The organism is Mesorhizobium sp. M0174 (assembly GCF_040322275.1).
Classification (GTDB): domain Bacteria; phylum Pseudomonadota; class Alphaproteobacteria; order Rhizobiales; family Rhizobiaceae; genus Mesorhizobium.
In genome coordinates, this window is record NZ_JAMYTB010000020.1 from 1 (window position 1) to 13,621 (window position 13,621).

General features: G+C 61.4%; 11 protein-coding genes and 2 pseudogenes. 5 read left to right on the plus strand and 8 right to left on the minus strand.

What is annotated here, in order from left to right; genetic code table 11:
• Window positions 1-833, plus strand: a pseudogene (locus NKJ13_RS25575) (IS1380 family transposase); the annotation flags it as partial.
• Between the two features lie 694 nt (window positions 834-1,527).
• Here the strand turns inward: NKJ13_RS25575 and NKJ13_RS25580 are convergent.
• From NKJ13_RS25580 to panB, 8 genes and pseudogenes are all read right to left on the minus strand, one after another.
• Window positions 1,528-1,788, minus strand: a complete 261-nt coding sequence (locus NKJ13_RS25580) for a helix-turn-helix domain-containing protein (protein ID WP_352496595.1) — start codon at window positions 1,786-1,788, stop codon at window positions 1,528-1,530.
• Window positions 1,789-2,203: 415 nt separating this feature from the next.
• Window positions 2,204-4,027: a glutamine--fructose-6-phosphate transaminase (isomerizing) gene (gene glmS / locus NKJ13_RS25585; protein WP_352503068.1), complete on the minus strand. Its 1,824-nt coding sequence runs from the start codon at window positions 4,025-4,027 to the stop codon at window positions 2,204-2,206.
• Window positions 4,028-4,841: 814 nt separating this feature from the next.
• On the minus strand, window positions 4,842-5,252 hold the full coding sequence (locus tag NKJ13_RS25590) for a DUF2285 domain-containing protein (protein WP_352778737.1): 411 nt from the start codon (window positions 5,250-5,252) through the stop codon (window positions 4,842-4,844).
• Window positions 5,253-5,310: 58 nt separating this feature from the next.
• Window positions 5,311-5,685, minus strand: a complete 375-nt coding sequence (locus tag NKJ13_RS25595; protein ID WP_352778740.1) for a transcriptional regulator domain-containing protein — start codon at window positions 5,683-5,685, stop codon at window positions 5,311-5,313.
• Window positions 5,682-6,332, minus strand: a complete 651-nt coding sequence (locus NKJ13_RS25600) for an acyl-homoserine-lactone synthase (protein WP_352778742.1) — start codon at window positions 6,330-6,332, stop codon at window positions 5,682-5,684. Before NKJ13_RS25600 ends, NKJ13_RS25595 begins: the two co-directional genes overlap by 4 nt.
• 93 nt (window positions 6,333-6,425) lie before the next feature.
• Window positions 6,426-7,152: pseudogene (locus NKJ13_RS25605) on the minus strand (LuxR family transcriptional regulator).
• A 95-nt stretch (window positions 7,153-7,247) separates the two neighbouring features.
• The gene (gene panC, locus NKJ13_RS25610; RefSeq protein WP_352778744.1) at window positions 7,248-8,108 is read right to left on the minus strand and encodes a pantoate--beta-alanine ligase; all 861 of its coding nucleotides are present in this window, start codon (window positions 8,106-8,108) and stop codon (window positions 7,248-7,250) included.
• The gene (gene panB / locus NKJ13_RS25615) at window positions 8,105-8,965 is read right to left on the minus strand and encodes a 3-methyl-2-oxobutanoate hydroxymethyltransferase (protein WP_352549642.1); all 861 of its coding nucleotides are present in this window, start codon (window positions 8,963-8,965) and stop codon (window positions 8,105-8,107) included. Before panB ends, panC begins: the two co-directional genes overlap by 4 nt.
• A gap of 173 nt (window positions 8,966-9,138) precedes the next feature.
• On the opposite strand from panB, the gene NKJ13_RS25620 reads away from it, so the two are divergent.
• The 4 genes from NKJ13_RS25620 to nadC all read left to right on the plus strand — a co-directional run bounded on the left by NKJ13_RS25620 (window position 9,139) and on the right by nadC (window position 13,541).
• Window positions 9,139-10,107 carry an NUDIX hydrolase gene (locus NKJ13_RS25620; protein WP_352593251.1) on the plus strand — a complete coding sequence of 323 codons (969 nt, stop codon included), beginning with the start codon at window positions 9,139-9,141 and terminating at the stop codon, window positions 10,105-10,107.
• Between the two features lie 67 nt (window positions 10,108-10,174).
• Window positions 10,175-11,149 (plus strand): quinolinate synthase NadA, encoded by a 975-nt coding sequence (gene nadA / locus NKJ13_RS25625; RefSeq protein ID WP_352508058.1) that lies wholly within the window; start codon window positions 10,175-10,177, stop codon window positions 11,147-11,149.
• Entirely contained in the window at window positions 11,146-12,687 is a 1,542-nt protein-coding gene (locus tag NKJ13_RS25630) for an L-aspartate oxidase (RefSeq protein ID WP_352778745.1), read from the plus strand. The genes nadA and NKJ13_RS25630 overlap by 4 nt, the downstream gene beginning before the upstream one ends.
• On the plus strand, window positions 12,687-13,541 hold the full coding sequence (nadC, locus tag NKJ13_RS25635; RefSeq protein WP_352518027.1) for a carboxylating nicotinate-nucleotide diphosphorylase: 855 nt from the start codon (window positions 12,687-12,689) through the stop codon (window positions 13,539-13,541). The genes NKJ13_RS25630 and nadC overlap by 1 nt, the downstream gene beginning before the upstream one ends.
• Window positions 13,542-13,621 lie beyond the last annotated feature (80 nt).

The following is a 13,621-nucleotide window of genomic DNA, read 5'->3' on the forward strand; positions in this document are numbered from 1 at the left end:
CAATGCCCACCATGACGAGTACGGCTTCCAGCCGATCGTCGTGTTCGATGGTGCGGGACGGTTCGTCAGCGCGATCCTGCGACCGGCCAAGCGGCCGAGTGGGCCTGAGATCCGCCCCCACCTGCGCCGTCTGGTGCGGGCGATCCGGATCAACTGGCCGAACATTCGAATCCTGCTCCGCGGCGATAGCCATTATTGCAACCCGCAGGTCATCGACTGGTGCCGCGCCAACGACGTCGACTTCATCTTTCGCCTCGCGCCCACCACGACCCTGCGCAAGCATGTCGCGGATCTGGAGGCCAGCACGACGGCGCGCTTCGAAGCGTCGGCCAAGACAGGCAAGGTCCGCAGGTTCAAGGAGTTCGTTGACGGCGCCGCTAGTTGGAGCCGCGTCGAGCGCATCATCGCGCGGGTCGAGGTCGGCGCCCAAGGTGGCGATATCCGCTTCGTCGTCACCAACCTTGCCGGTGGGAAGGCCAAGGCGCTCAACGAGGATGTCTACTGCCGGCGCGGCGCGGCCGAGAACCACATCAAGTCGTGGAAGACGCATCTTGCCGCCGACCGCACATCCTGCACCAGAGCGACGGCCAACCAGTTCCGGCTATTCCTGCATGCCGGTGCTTACTGGTTGATGTGGGGCTTGCGGGCCGCGATGCCTAGGCGCTCGAGCTTTGCCGTCGCCCAATTCGACACGCTGCGATTGCGCCTCATCAAAATCGCTGCGCGGGTGGTCGAGATGAAATCGCAAATCCGCCTGCACCTGCCGACATCGGTGCCCCGACCAGCGCATCCTGCGCATCGTCCTCGATCGCATCCCCCAACTCGCGACATAACGATGGGGGCAGACGCCCCGAAACGAACCCGTCGACCGCAACCTGCAAACCCTCGCCTGCCATCACGACGAAGCAATCCCGGCGCCTGACGAGGCGCGTGGAAAAGCACCGCAACGGCGACCACAATGTCGCTTCAGGCCGTCAAAAGCTTATCGCCGTGCATCAAGGCGGCTAGAAGCGCGCCGGCAGCCTGGCGGGGGGCTTGGGGTTAGACTGCCGGCGCACGCCACTCATGAAGAGCGGCCCCTTTTTGCGGTTCCGACACCCATAGTCAACCCGGCAGCGTCTGGATGCCCGCTGTGCTCTTTTCAGAGCGGCTCGCGATGCCGGCCATGTCGGCCGATCCTGCCTAGGATGGGGGGCCACTCTCGTCGGCCGAGTTGATGCTCCAGCCAGTATCGCCTTGCCGACCAGCATGGGTTCGCCGTTAGCAATCCATCCTCGCGAGCCAATGCTATCGTGCACGTGTCGCAGCACTCCGGGCGGCTATATCGCCTAAGACAGCATGACGAAGCGTTCCAACTTCCTGTTCGGCGAGCCCGTGTGCAGTTCCTGACTCGGACAGTGGACGAGAATTCTCTTGGCGGTACTGCGCCAGAAGGCATTCGCGTCCAACGGAATCAAGCGACGACTATCAGCCGCAAACGTCACATCACAAGAGCGGTCTTCCACCCATTGCAGATTATCCGACTGATCAGGCGGCGTCCGATATGTCCGACTCTGCCTCAAGAATTCCCACAGGTATGGACAGCGATCTCGCTATCCGATTCCGATAGCCCTTATTGTACTTTAGACCCCGCTCGATGTTTTGGATTTCCTGAGCGGCAAGCCCGCACGCGACCGCGAGGTCCTCGATTGAATACCCAAGGTGCTCACGATAAGCGCGGATGATGTGGGTCCCCTGCGACATAGCCGTCAAGACTGGCTCGGGAATGCGCGAATCCTTCATAAACATCTCCAAGAAGATGGGAGCGCCTGACAAATCGGGAGATTTCCTCCCCGACCCTGGCGCACACCCAGCAAATCAAAAAAATGGACGTCCATTCGGCCGGACCGGCCTCATCCATGGAATGGGCCACTTGAAATTGGCAGCCGGGTCGGAATATGGCGGCTCACCTGCTTCTGATCAAGTTCTAAGAACCTGCCCGCCATGAGATGGCCTGATCGGCTGTAGCGCATTCGACCTGCGATCCTACACGACTCATTCTCCCCGATGGCTTTCTTGAACAGCAACTCGAACTCTCACTGACGCCTCCAGTGGCTATTCGCGGCACCGTCCACCCAGCCTCGCGGACGCTGATACCTTCGACCAATTTCCACCGCCGATGCAGCGAAGATGGACAAGCATCGCCACCTATAAAGGTTCACAATCATTCGACCGTGACCGATTTTGCGAGATTGCGCGGCTGGTCTACATCTGTGCCCATGAAGAGCGCCGTGTGGTAGGCAAGAAGCTGTATCGGCAGCGAGAAGATCATCGGCGCGATAATCTCGTCGACAGCCGGCAGCACGAGCGTGTGCATGGTGTCGAGTTTCGATGCGGCTGCCCCTTTTTCATCGGTGATGAGGATAATCCGCCCTCCACGGGCAGCCACTTCCTGCATGTTGGAGACGGTCTTGTCGAAAAAGCGATCATGGGGCGCGATGACGATCACTGGCATGTTGTCGTCTATCAATGCGATCGGACCGTGCTTCAATTCACCCGCCGCATAGCCCTCGGCATGGATGTAGGAAATCTCCTTGAGCTTCAGCGCACCTTCCATCGCTAGCGGGAAACTGGTGCCACGGCCGAGATACAGGACGTCACGACACTTTGACAGTTCGCGCGACAGGAACTCGATCTCCGGCTGGATGCAGTTGAGTACCTGGCCCATGACGCGCGGCACTTCGGCGAGGCTCCTGACGAGCGCCTGCAGCTCGTCTTCGGTTACGGTCCCGCGGGCTCTGGCGGCGCCGATGGCGAGTGCGGCTAGAACGGCAAGCTGGCAGGTAAACGCCTTGGTGGAGGCGACGCCGATCTCCGGTCCGGCAAGGATCGGGAAGACCGCATCGGCCTCCCGAGCGATGGTCGATTCGCAGGCATTGACGATAGCGCCAATTTTCAGCCCACGCTCCTTGCAGTACCTCAACGATGCGAGCGTATCAGCGGTTTCGCCGGACTGCGAAATGAAAAGAGCCGCCGACTGCGGCGACAACGGGATCTCGCGGTAACGGAATTCGGACGCAACGTCGATTTCAACTGTCAGGCGCGCATAGCGCTCGAACCAGTATTTTCCGATCAGTCCGGCGAGATAGGCGGTCCCGCAGGCCGAGATCGCCAAGCTCGGGATCCTGGCGAAATCGATGCCAGAAACCGTGTCGGCGCGATTCTCTATGATGTTGCTATAGTGACGGAGAGCATGGGCGATGACTTCGGGCTGCTCGTAGATTTCCTTCTCCATGAAGTGGCGATGAGTGCCCTTGTTGGCCAGATCGGCCGCGGCCGTGGAGGTATGGCGCGGACGCTCGACGGGATGGCCGTCGAAATCGAAGATATGGGCGCCCGAATTGCCGACAACGGCCCAGTCGCCCTCGATGAGATAGGTAATTTCATTGGTGAAGGGAGCGAGCGCGATCGCGTCGGAGCCCAGGAACATCTCGCCGTCGCCGTGACCGATCGCCAGCGGTGGTCCGTTGCGCGCCGCCATGATGGTCGACGGATCATCTTCGAAGAGGACGGCAAGCGCATAGGCGCCCCTGACGCGTTTCAGCATGGCACGCATCGCCTCTTGCCGCCTCATGCCCTCCCGGCGGTGTCTTGCCAAGAGATGCGCGACGACCTCGGTGTCGGTATCGGTCTGGAACTCGGCGCCAGCCGCCGCCAATTCGTCCTTCAGCTCGGTGAAATTCTCGATGATCCCGTTATGGACGACGGCGACACCGTCGGTAAAGTGCGGGTGCGCATTGCGTTCCGTCGAGGCCCCATGGGTTGCCCAACGCGTGTGGCCGATGCCGATGTTGCCGCTCAGCGGCTCTTCCTTCAGTCTCCTCTCGAGATTGACGAGCTTGCCCTCGGCGCGCCGGCGGTGCAAGGCACCTTCGGTGATCGTCGCAACGCCGGCGGAATCATAGCCGCGATATTCCAAACGCTTCAATGCGTCGACCAACCGATCCGACACCGGCTGTTGCCCAACGATGCCAACAATCCCGCACATGTTCGTCTCCCATTCTTGCCGGCAGCTTCAGCCTACGCGAGACGGATACCCATCCGGCCGCTTCATTGGGGGATCTTCTAGTAGTATTGGGTAATATTGGTATAATTGATTGTAGGGATAGCTATCATCCACCCCATGGATAAGCCGCGTTTGGGGCCCTGATCTAACTTCCTCGTTGCGCCTGACGTCCTCATGACCGAACGCAAGCCCACACCCCGCGGCACGAAGGAACAATCGGCCATGCGCGATCATCCCGGCCACGCACCTGACCACGAACCGCCGCCGCTCGTGGTCACGCGGTGATCGGCATGATCACACAGCACTGTAGTTAGGCAGCATCAGCGACGCATGGTCGGCATCATCATCATCGGCAACGTCGGCGCCGTCGGCATGATTCACGTGTTCGTCACGTTGATCATAATCATCGTCGCCGCCGATCTAGTTTCTGATTGCCTGCCGCTTTGACGCGGCTTTCGCCGGTAGAGCTTAGCCCGCGATGGCCTATCAATACGCTGTTAGTCGGCATAGCCGAAACCGAGAGTCAGGCGGCGCAGGCCACAGAGCACGTTCAGCGACCGTTTCAGTCAGCGCCGGCTTTGTCGGGGTTCGTAACGGTCATCAGGATTCTCGGCGCATGAATGCACTATCACGAAAACGTTGGTTCTCAGTGCTTCGTCCGTATTACTCAAACCCGATTCCCGCAGCGGAAGAACTAGGCGCGTGTCACGTCTTGTACAAGGCACAATAGCAGTGAAAAATGGAGATTGATGCCTGCGCGTTTTCGGATAAGACAATCACCAAGCTGTCACCCGAATTACATCAGGAACTGTCTATAGCCGCCGCCCATCAGGTAGCGGCCACGTTGGATGGCGCGACGCACCTGATCGCGAAGATGGCTACCTGGATGAGACCAATCTTCTTCGACACGGCGTCTCCCGAACAGGGCAATGGCGATCTCCTGATGAGATGCTCCCGCAAGCGAGCCATCCAAAGCCTGGAGCACGATACACAGACGCGCTCCGCGGGGTTCCGGCGGAAAGCAAGCAGCTGCCAGTCGGCCGCAACCATTGATGTCGTTCAGGAACTGAAGGGCAGCGACATGGAACTTCAGGTGCTGCGGCTGCACGATCGCGTCGACATATAGCCGCAACGGGCGGAGAACGGATGCACCGGAAAGGGCGATCTGCAGACTTCGGCAGTCCTTCCTCAGCAGCACGTGCTGCACGCCGGCAGGTGTCAGCAGGATGTCCTTGCAGCATGAGAGCGAAGAAAAATCAAGCGGTTCAAAATCGTGGTCGAGCCCAACCGGCTCCGCGGCCGCTCGTAGAATACGGGCGCAGTCGCGCGGATCCCAAAAGACCCTTGCCGAAGTAGCGTCCGACTGTGGCGCGTCCGCGAAAAAGGAGGCTCCATTGTCTTAGGAAAGATGATCCTGTCGTCAACTCGATTATCTTCATGTCGGCCTGGGCTCCGACAATGCAGGCGGGCGGTGCCATTTTGGCGTGGTCGCGCTGGAATTGTGGATTGCGCCGAAGAAACTCCCAGGCCCAGGCAGTGCGTGGCAATCGTCTGGCGTAGTGGTAAGCTTCGTGACGACGCCAGTCCGGCCAGCATTCAAGACCGACCGTCGCTTCCTTGGGCAGACCAGCATCCTTCACGGCTCAGGTGTCCACAATGCCGACGGGCCTAGAACCGGTTGCCACAGTACCGGTCCGCTCAGACGTCCCCTGCTGCGGATGCGCAAAAGGCTCGCGCGGGAAATCTCGAGAAACCCGGCCACCGCCTCCGTTTTGCCGACGGACTTGGGTTGTCCGATGCGCGACAATGGCCACGTCGCGAGGCGAAGGATCCGTTCCATGCGCGTATCCGTCACCGTTACTATCCGGGTCAGATCCTTGGCCAAGCCGAACTCGATCATGCCCGCGAAGAGCTCGTAGGTTGCCTGGGCCAGCCCGCCCGCTGCCTTGGGCGCCGATTGAGGGAGATCGAGCGCGAAACGACTGCTCTCCCATATGTCGGCAGTCGAGGGCACGACGTCAGCACCCAGCAGCATCGGGAACGTGTCGCGCAACATTGTGGGTCCGGTGCTGGGCAAAAGACGCACGCAACCGCGAATTCGCCAGTCGGATCCCTTGAGGAGCAGATAGACAGGCTTCAGACCATCAAACGGGTCTGTTTCCATCTGGTCTTCGGTATCAACTTCCCAATCGAGCCTTTCCTTGAACACCCGAAACCTGAGCCCGTGCATTTCTTTGAGCTCGCTTGCGAACTCGTTGTAAAGGTCTGGTGTTATCAGCTGCATCATGGTCGCCTCCGTGCGGGATGTGTTCCCGCCATCGAAGGGCAAAGCTGGCAGCGATGCAGCCTGTAGAGGTTTACAGCTATCGTGGCCGAAGAATCAGGATCTCGCCTGGCCGGAGGCAGCCAGTCGTGCAACGGCCTGGTTGATCGTTCGAACCGCCAAGTTTTGCCTTGGCGTTTTCCAGATGAAAGGTCACGGTGCGCTTTGAGACGCCGAGAAGCTGGCTGATATCCCAAGCCGACTTGCCGCGCGCCGCCCATTTCAGGCACTCGAACTCCCGCGGGGTGAGCGTTACACCATCCACCACGCGATCGTCGGCGAGCCTGCGCCGGACATGGATATGAAAGTTGATGGCCACCAGCTGCAATGCTTTTTCGTAACGTGTCAGTGACCGCAACAGAGGCGGACGGGACTCGTCGGAAGCAAAGGTCAGGGCAGCAAACCGGCCGCGATGATCATGCATGGACATCGTCAGGCCGCCGCGGATGCCAAACTCAGCCGCACTCTCCAGAATTTGTTGCTGCGAATTCGGCAGACAGTGCCGAGCGCGATCCACACCCCAATCAAAGGTATCCCAGCCTTGCAGCCCGCGCAGGATGACCGGATCAAGACTGTGGTACCGCTGTTGCAGATAACGTGATGTCCAGGATGAAGGATAGTTTGAGATCAATTGCGGGGCGTCGCCGGAGGCCGACGGGTAAGTGAAATAGGCGAATAGCGGAAAATCGAAGCCGGCTGCAGCGGATGCCATTGCCTCACGGAGATCGGCAGCATCAACACTTGCAGACAGTTGCTCGACGAAGTTCTCAAACACGCGATGCATTTGCGCTTTGGGTAACCTCCGTGATCGCTCGATGCCAGGCAGAGACCTTGTTTTAAACGAATCCCGGACGGATACAGCGCGTGCCGAGAACCCCGTTAACCTGTTAAAACCCCTGATATTCTGACGTTGTCTATGAGCCGTGTGCCGCCGAGCCAGGCCGCGACAAGCAAGCGTGCAGGTCGGTCAAGGCTTGTCATCGGTCGCAGATCTGCCTCGTCGCGAAGTTCCAGGTATTCGATCTCGCGATAGCCTGCAGCCAGAATTGCTGCGCGCGCTTCGGCAAGCGTTGGCAGGACGGGCGAGCCGCGGGCAAGCCGCTCAGCCGTCTCGAGCAAGACCGATGGTAGCTTGTGGGCAACAGCACGCTCTGCTGGTGAGAGCCGGACATTGCGCGATGATAGTGCAAGACCGTCGGCTTCGCGGACTGTCGGACAAGGAACAATGGTGATTGGAATATCCAGGTCCCGGGCCATACGCCTGACTAGCTGAAGCTGCTGAAAGTCCTTTTCGCCAAAGAAGCCGAAGTCAGCGCTGGTCTGCAGGAAGAGCTTGGCGACGACGGTCGCCACGCCATCGAAATGTCCCGGCCGGAAGGCACCGCACAGGCCCTCGCTGACACCGGACACCGAAACGGTCGTGGCGAAGGCCGCCGGATACATTTCCTCTGCATCCGGCGCATAAAGCAGGTGCGCGCCAAGCGGTGCCAGCTTGGCGGCATCCTCGTCCTCGGTGCTCGGATACGCGGCGAGATCGGCCTGGCTGTTGAATTGCTTCGGGTTGACGAAGAGCGTCACGATCACCCGGTCGGCCTTCTCGAGTGCCGCGCGCACCAGGCTGAGATGGCCCTCATGCAGGACGCCCATCGTTGGCACCACGGCAACCGCCACGCCCTCGCGGCGCCATGCGGCGACGATTTGGCGAAGCCGGGCAACGCTCCTGACAATCGGCACGCTCACGCTGCTTCTCCGCTCTTGGCCGCGTCCGCGTCGGCGGGCTTGGGCGCATCGGCAAACACGTGCTCGGCGGCCGGAAACTGGCGCTCCTTCACTTCCCGCGCATAGGCCGCGATCGCAGCCGCAGCGGCCTCCCCCAGTTCAGCATAGCGCTTGACGAATTTGGGCCGGAAGTCGCCGAAGAGGCCCAGCATGTCGTCGACGACGAGAATCTGGCCGTCACAGGCTGCCGAGGCACCGATGCCAATGGTCGGGGTCGCCACCTCCCCGGTGATCCGGCGGGCGAGCGCCTCGGGAACCTTCTCCAGCACGACCGCAAAGGCGCCCGCTTCGCTCACCGCAAGCGCGTCGCGCCTGATGCGCTCGGCATCCCCGCCTCTGCCCTGCACGCGGTAGCCACCGATGGTGTTGATCGCCTGCGGCGTCAAGCCGACATGGGCCATGACCGGCACGCCGCGCGCGGCGAGGAAGCCGATCGTCTCTGCCATCGTTTCGCCGCCTTCGAGCTTGACGGCCGCGCAGCCGGTCTCGGCCATGACGCGCGCGGCATTGCGGAAAGCCTGCTCGGGGCTTTCCTCGAAGGAACCGAACGGCAGGTCGACGACCATCAGCGCCTGCTCGAGGCCACGGCGCACGGCCTGGCCGTGCGTGATCATCATCTCCAGCGTCACACCGAGCGTCGAGGGCAGGCCGTGGAGAACCATGCCGACGCTGTCGCCGACCAGCACCACATCGCAATGGGGATCGACAAGCCGGGCGACTGGCGTCGTGTAGGCGGTAAGGCAGACGAGCGGCGTCCCACCTTTGCGCGAACGAATATCCGGCGGTGTGATCGCCTTGGTGTCACCAAACGCACTCAATGGACCCTCCTTCCCCAACGTTACCAACCGCGGGTGTCGCGTTTGCCACATTTTTGTGCAAGTGCGAAGAGCTAAAAATGGCCGTGCAGCTGTGCGGTGTTGACGTGCGGACAGGCGCGCTTACACTTAAATCGATTCAGGCGCTCCCGAGCTGGCCAACGACTTTCGCGAACATGGACGATCAGGCAAAAGGACCCAGGAAAGACAGAGCCGCCGTCAAGGCCGACGAAGTCAAAGTGGACCTGATCGCCTTTGTCGTCGCCGTAAACGACAGTGAACCCTGTGTCCTCACCATCGGCCAGGCGGACACCCTGCCCTCCGGACCATTTGCGCTTGAGCACCGATCGCTGCAATCCGGTTTGAGGGGGTGGGTCGAGCAGCAGACCGGCCATCCGCTGGGGTATATTGAGCAACTCTACACCTTCGCGGATCGGGATCGCATCGGCGCCGAGCGCCAGCAGCGCGTCATCTCCATCAGCTATCTCGCATTGACCCGCAAGGAACAGGCAGCTGGCTCGCCCAAGTGCGGCTGGCAGAGCTGGTATGAATATTTTCCATGGGAGGACCACCGCTCCGGCACGCCTCCGGTCGTGCTGGACGTTCTGCGACCGCGCCTGATTGAATGGGCAGACGGCGTCAGCGACGCGGCCACGCGACGTGAACGCTGGCAGCGGGCGACGATAGCCTTCGGCTTCGACGACCGCCTTTGGAACGAGGAACTCACGCTTCAACGCTATGAGTTAGTCTACGAAGCAGGCCTGGTCCAAGAGGCCGGAAGCGGACGGGACGCGACGCTGCCTCCGCTGGTGCCCAGCAAGTCTATGGTCGCCGATCATCGCCGCATCGCGGCGACCGGCATTGCGCGGCTGCGCTCCAAGATCAAATACCGGCCGGTCGTCTTTGAGCTGATGCCGCCGGTCTTCACGCTTTTGCAGCTGCAGCGAACCGTGGAGGCGCTTGCCGGCAGGCTCGTGCGTAAGCCGAACTTTCGCCGGCTGATCGAGCAGCAGGAGCTGGTCGAAGAGACCGGAGAGGCAACCGCGGAGACCGGCGGCCGGCCAGCGAAGCTTTACCGGTTCCGCCACGCCGTTCTCGACGAGAGGGTCATCGCCGGGACAAAATTGCCGCTGGCGCGGGGTTGACATCGCTTATACTCACAGCAAGTATATGCTGGTTATTTTCACCTAGAGTATAAGCTGGGAGGGGTCGATGAGCGCCATGCTGCCTGCGACCGCGTTTCTCTACGAGCGCGTCCGACGAGTGATCCCGCCGATCGAATGGCCGGCTTTCGTCGAGGATATCGAGGCGATCCTTGCACTGAAGCGCGAGCGCAACGCCATCATCCTGGCGCACAACTATCAGACCCCCGAGATCTTCCATTGCGTGGCCGACATCGTCGGCGACAGCTTGGCACTGGCCCGCACGGCTGCGACGATCGAGGCGCAAGTCATCGTGCTGGCCGGCGTACATTTCATGGCCGAAACGGCCAAGCTGCTCAATCCGCAAAAGACGGTGCTCATTCCCGACCTGCGGGCAGGCTGTTCGTTGGCGGAATCGATCACGGCAGAAGACGTGCGCTTGATGCGCCAGCGTTATCCCGGCGTGCCGATCATCACTTATGTCAACACGTCGGCCGAAGTGAAAGCCGAGTCGGATATCTGCTGTACATCCGGCAACGCCAAGGCGGTCGTCCAATCCCTTGGCGTTCCCCAGGTGATCATGTTGCCGGACGAATATCTGGCCCAGAATATCGCCGCCCAGACCGATGTGCAGATCATCGCCTGGAAAGGGCATTGCGAGGTGCATGAGCGCTTTACACCGGCCGACATCCGCGAGTTGCGCGAAAGCCATCCCGGCGTAATCGTGCTCGCGCATCCCGAATGCCCGCCCGACGTCGTCGCTGAAGCAGATTTTTCCGGCTCGACCGCTGCCATGTCCGACTATGTCGAAAGGCAAAGGCCGGCACGTGTCGTGCTGATGACGGAATGTTCGATGAGCGACAACGTCGCGTTAGCGCACCCAGAGGTCGAGTTCATCCGGCCCTGCAATTTGTGCCCGCACATGAAGCGGATCACGCTTGCCAACATCCGCATGGCGCTCGAGCAGAACCACCATATCGTAACCATCGAACCCGGGATCGCCGGGCGCGCGCGGCTTGCGGTCGAACGGATGCTGGCAATTTGAGCGCCGATGTCCGCAGCTTCTTCGGGCGGCCCATCATCATCGGCGGCGGCATCGCCGGACTGATGACCGCGCTTCAACTGGCGCCGGAGCCGGTGCTGCTTCTGTCCAGGACGCTGCTGGGAGCTGACAATTCGAGCACGTGGGCACAGGGCGGTCTGGCTGCCAGTTTCGGCGAAGACGACGATCCGGAACTGCACCTGGCCGATACGCTTGCCGCCGGGGATGGTCTCTGCGACACAGACGTGGCGAGCCGCATCCTCCAAGCCGCGCCCAAGGCGATAGAGGGGCTTGCGGGCTTTGGGGTTCCCTTCGACCGTACGCCGCAAGGATCACTGTGCCTCGGATTGGAGGCCGCACACAGCCGACGTCGCATCGTTCATGCGCATGGTGACGGCACCGGGCGTGAGATCATGCGTGCCCTGATCGCGGCTGTGCGTTTCACTCCGTCGATTGTTGTCGTGGAGGGCGCGGAAGCGCGCCGGCTGGCGGTGCGAGAGAATGCGATCCGAGGCGTCTGGGCGAGCGGTTCGATAGGACCTGTCTTCTTCGGCTCACGGCGGGTCGTCCTCGCCACCGGTGGGATCGGGGGACTGTTTCTCGACACCACGAATCCTTCGGGCAGTTGTGGACAGGGCCTGGCGCTTGCGGCCCGCGCTGGAGCTGTCCTTGCCGACCTCGAGTTCATCCAGTTCCACCCGACCGCGCTTGACGGCCCGGAACGCCCTATGGTGCTGCTCAGCGAGGCCGTCCGCGGCGAAGGTGCTGCCCTGATCGACGAAACCGGCCAAGCTTTTCTCCAGAGCGTGCCAGGGGCGGAACTCGCGCCTCGTGATGTCTTGGCGCGCGCCGTCTGGAACCATCTTGCCAACGGCCACCGTGTTTTTCTCGACGCGCGGCAACGGCCTGGCCCGGAATTTGCTCGACACTTCCCGACAATCGCATCAGCCTGTCGTGGAGCCGGCATCAATCCCGCGCGCGATCTCATCCCCATTCGTCCGGCCCAACACTACCACATGGGTGGCGTTGCCGTGGACGGCTCCGGTAGGACCTCCGTCAAGGGGCTGTGGGCCTGCGGCGAAGTCGCTTCGACAGGACTGCATGGCGCCAACAGGCTCGCCAGCAATTCCTTGACCGAGGCCGTCGTGTGCGCGCGCTGGGTCGCTGAAAGTGTCGCCGGAACGCCTGCTCGCAGAACAAAGCCTGCGTTTGCGGACGTTTACCCATCGCCCGCGCCGGCACCCGTGCGTGTTTTCCTGTCGCGCGCACTCGGCATCGTCCGGGATGGTGAAGGTTTGAAAGCAGCCGCACGTGCCTTATTGCCGCTCGCCGAAAGCAAGGACGCGGCCTCGGATCCGGCGGCTGTCGGGCTAATGATCGCGGTTGCCGCCCTGTTGCGCCAAGAAAGCCGCGGCGCTCATTACCGGACAGACTTTCCTCATCATGCGACTGTCGCCCGACGGTCCGAAATCACCCTCGAAGCCGCCTTGGCCGCTGCGCGGGAACTCGGACACTCGCCAAGCCTCGAAAGGGCAAAGTGATGACGTTCTCACCGCTTCCCACGATCATGCTTGAGCCGCTTGTAAGGGCAGCTCTTCTTGAAGACCTTGGCAGAGCCGGCGACTTGACCACGGAGGCCATCGTCCCGAAGGAACACCAAGCGGGAACCGTGCTGGCGGCGCGCCAGTCCGGAGTTGTCGCCGGCCTCGATCTGGCGATGCTCGCTTTCCGCTTGATTGATCCTGATGTCGAAATCTCGGTGGAGCGGGCAGACGGCTCCAATGTCATGGATGGAGAGGTCATTGCATCAGTGGTTGGCCCTGCCCGGGGCATTCTCACAGCCGAACGGACGGCACTCAATTTTTTGTGCCATCTGAGCGGCATCGCTACAGCAACGGCATCGATCGTCGCTGCGGTTCGTGGATATGGCGCGAAGATCGTCTGCACGCGCAAGACGACGCCCGGATTGAGGGCAGTCGAAAAGTATGCGGTGCGCGCGGGTGGCGGATCCAATCACCGTTTCGGCCTCGACGACGCAATTCTGATCAAGGACAACCACATCGCCATCGCAGGCGGCGTTCGCCCGGCGCTCGAGCGAGCACGAAGACGGGCCGGTCATCTCGTCAAGATCGAAGTCGAGGTCGATACGCTGGCCCAGTTGGAGGAGGTACTTGGCTTCGCTCCCGATGCGGTTCTGCTCGACAACATGTCCCTCGCCGATCTTCGCCGGGCCGTCGCAATCGTTGGCGGCCGTGCTATCACCGAGGCTTCTGGCGGGATCGCATCCGATACAGCGCGAGCGATTGCCGCGACCGGCGTTGATCTGATTTCGGTCGGCCGACTGACCCACAGCGCGCCGATCCTGGATATCGGCCTCGACTATTGGGGCTCATGATTGTCTGAGGAACGAACAGGATCGAATCAACTGTCCTTTCCGATCGTCGTCAATCAGACAGCAAAGCAAGGCAGAACCGG

Bases quoted from the DNA above. Each gene is read 5' to 3' on its own strand.
- NKJ13_RS25580 (WP_352496595.1), bottom strand. From the start codon at position 1,788: ATGTTTATGAAGGATTCGCGCATTCCCGAGCCAGTCTTGACGGCTATG.
- nadA (WP_352508058.1), top strand. From the start codon at position 10,175: ATGAGCGCCATGCTGCCTGCGACCGCGTTTCTCTACGAGCGCGTCCGA.
- nadC (WP_352518027.1), top strand. From the start codon at position 12,687: ATGACGTTCTCACCGCTTCCCACGATCATGCTTGAGCCGCTTGTAAGG.
- NKJ13_RS25620 (WP_352593251.1), top strand. From the start codon at position 9,139: ATGGACGATCAGGCAAAAGGACCCAGGAAAGACAGAGCCGCCGTCAAG.
- glmS (WP_352503068.1), bottom strand. From the start codon at position 4,027: ATGTGCGGGATTGTTGGCATCGTTGGGCAACAGCCGGTGTCGGATCGG.
- NKJ13_RS25600 (WP_352778742.1), bottom strand. From the start codon at position 6,332: ATGATGCAGCTGATAACACCAGACCTTTACAACGAGTTCGCAAGCGAG.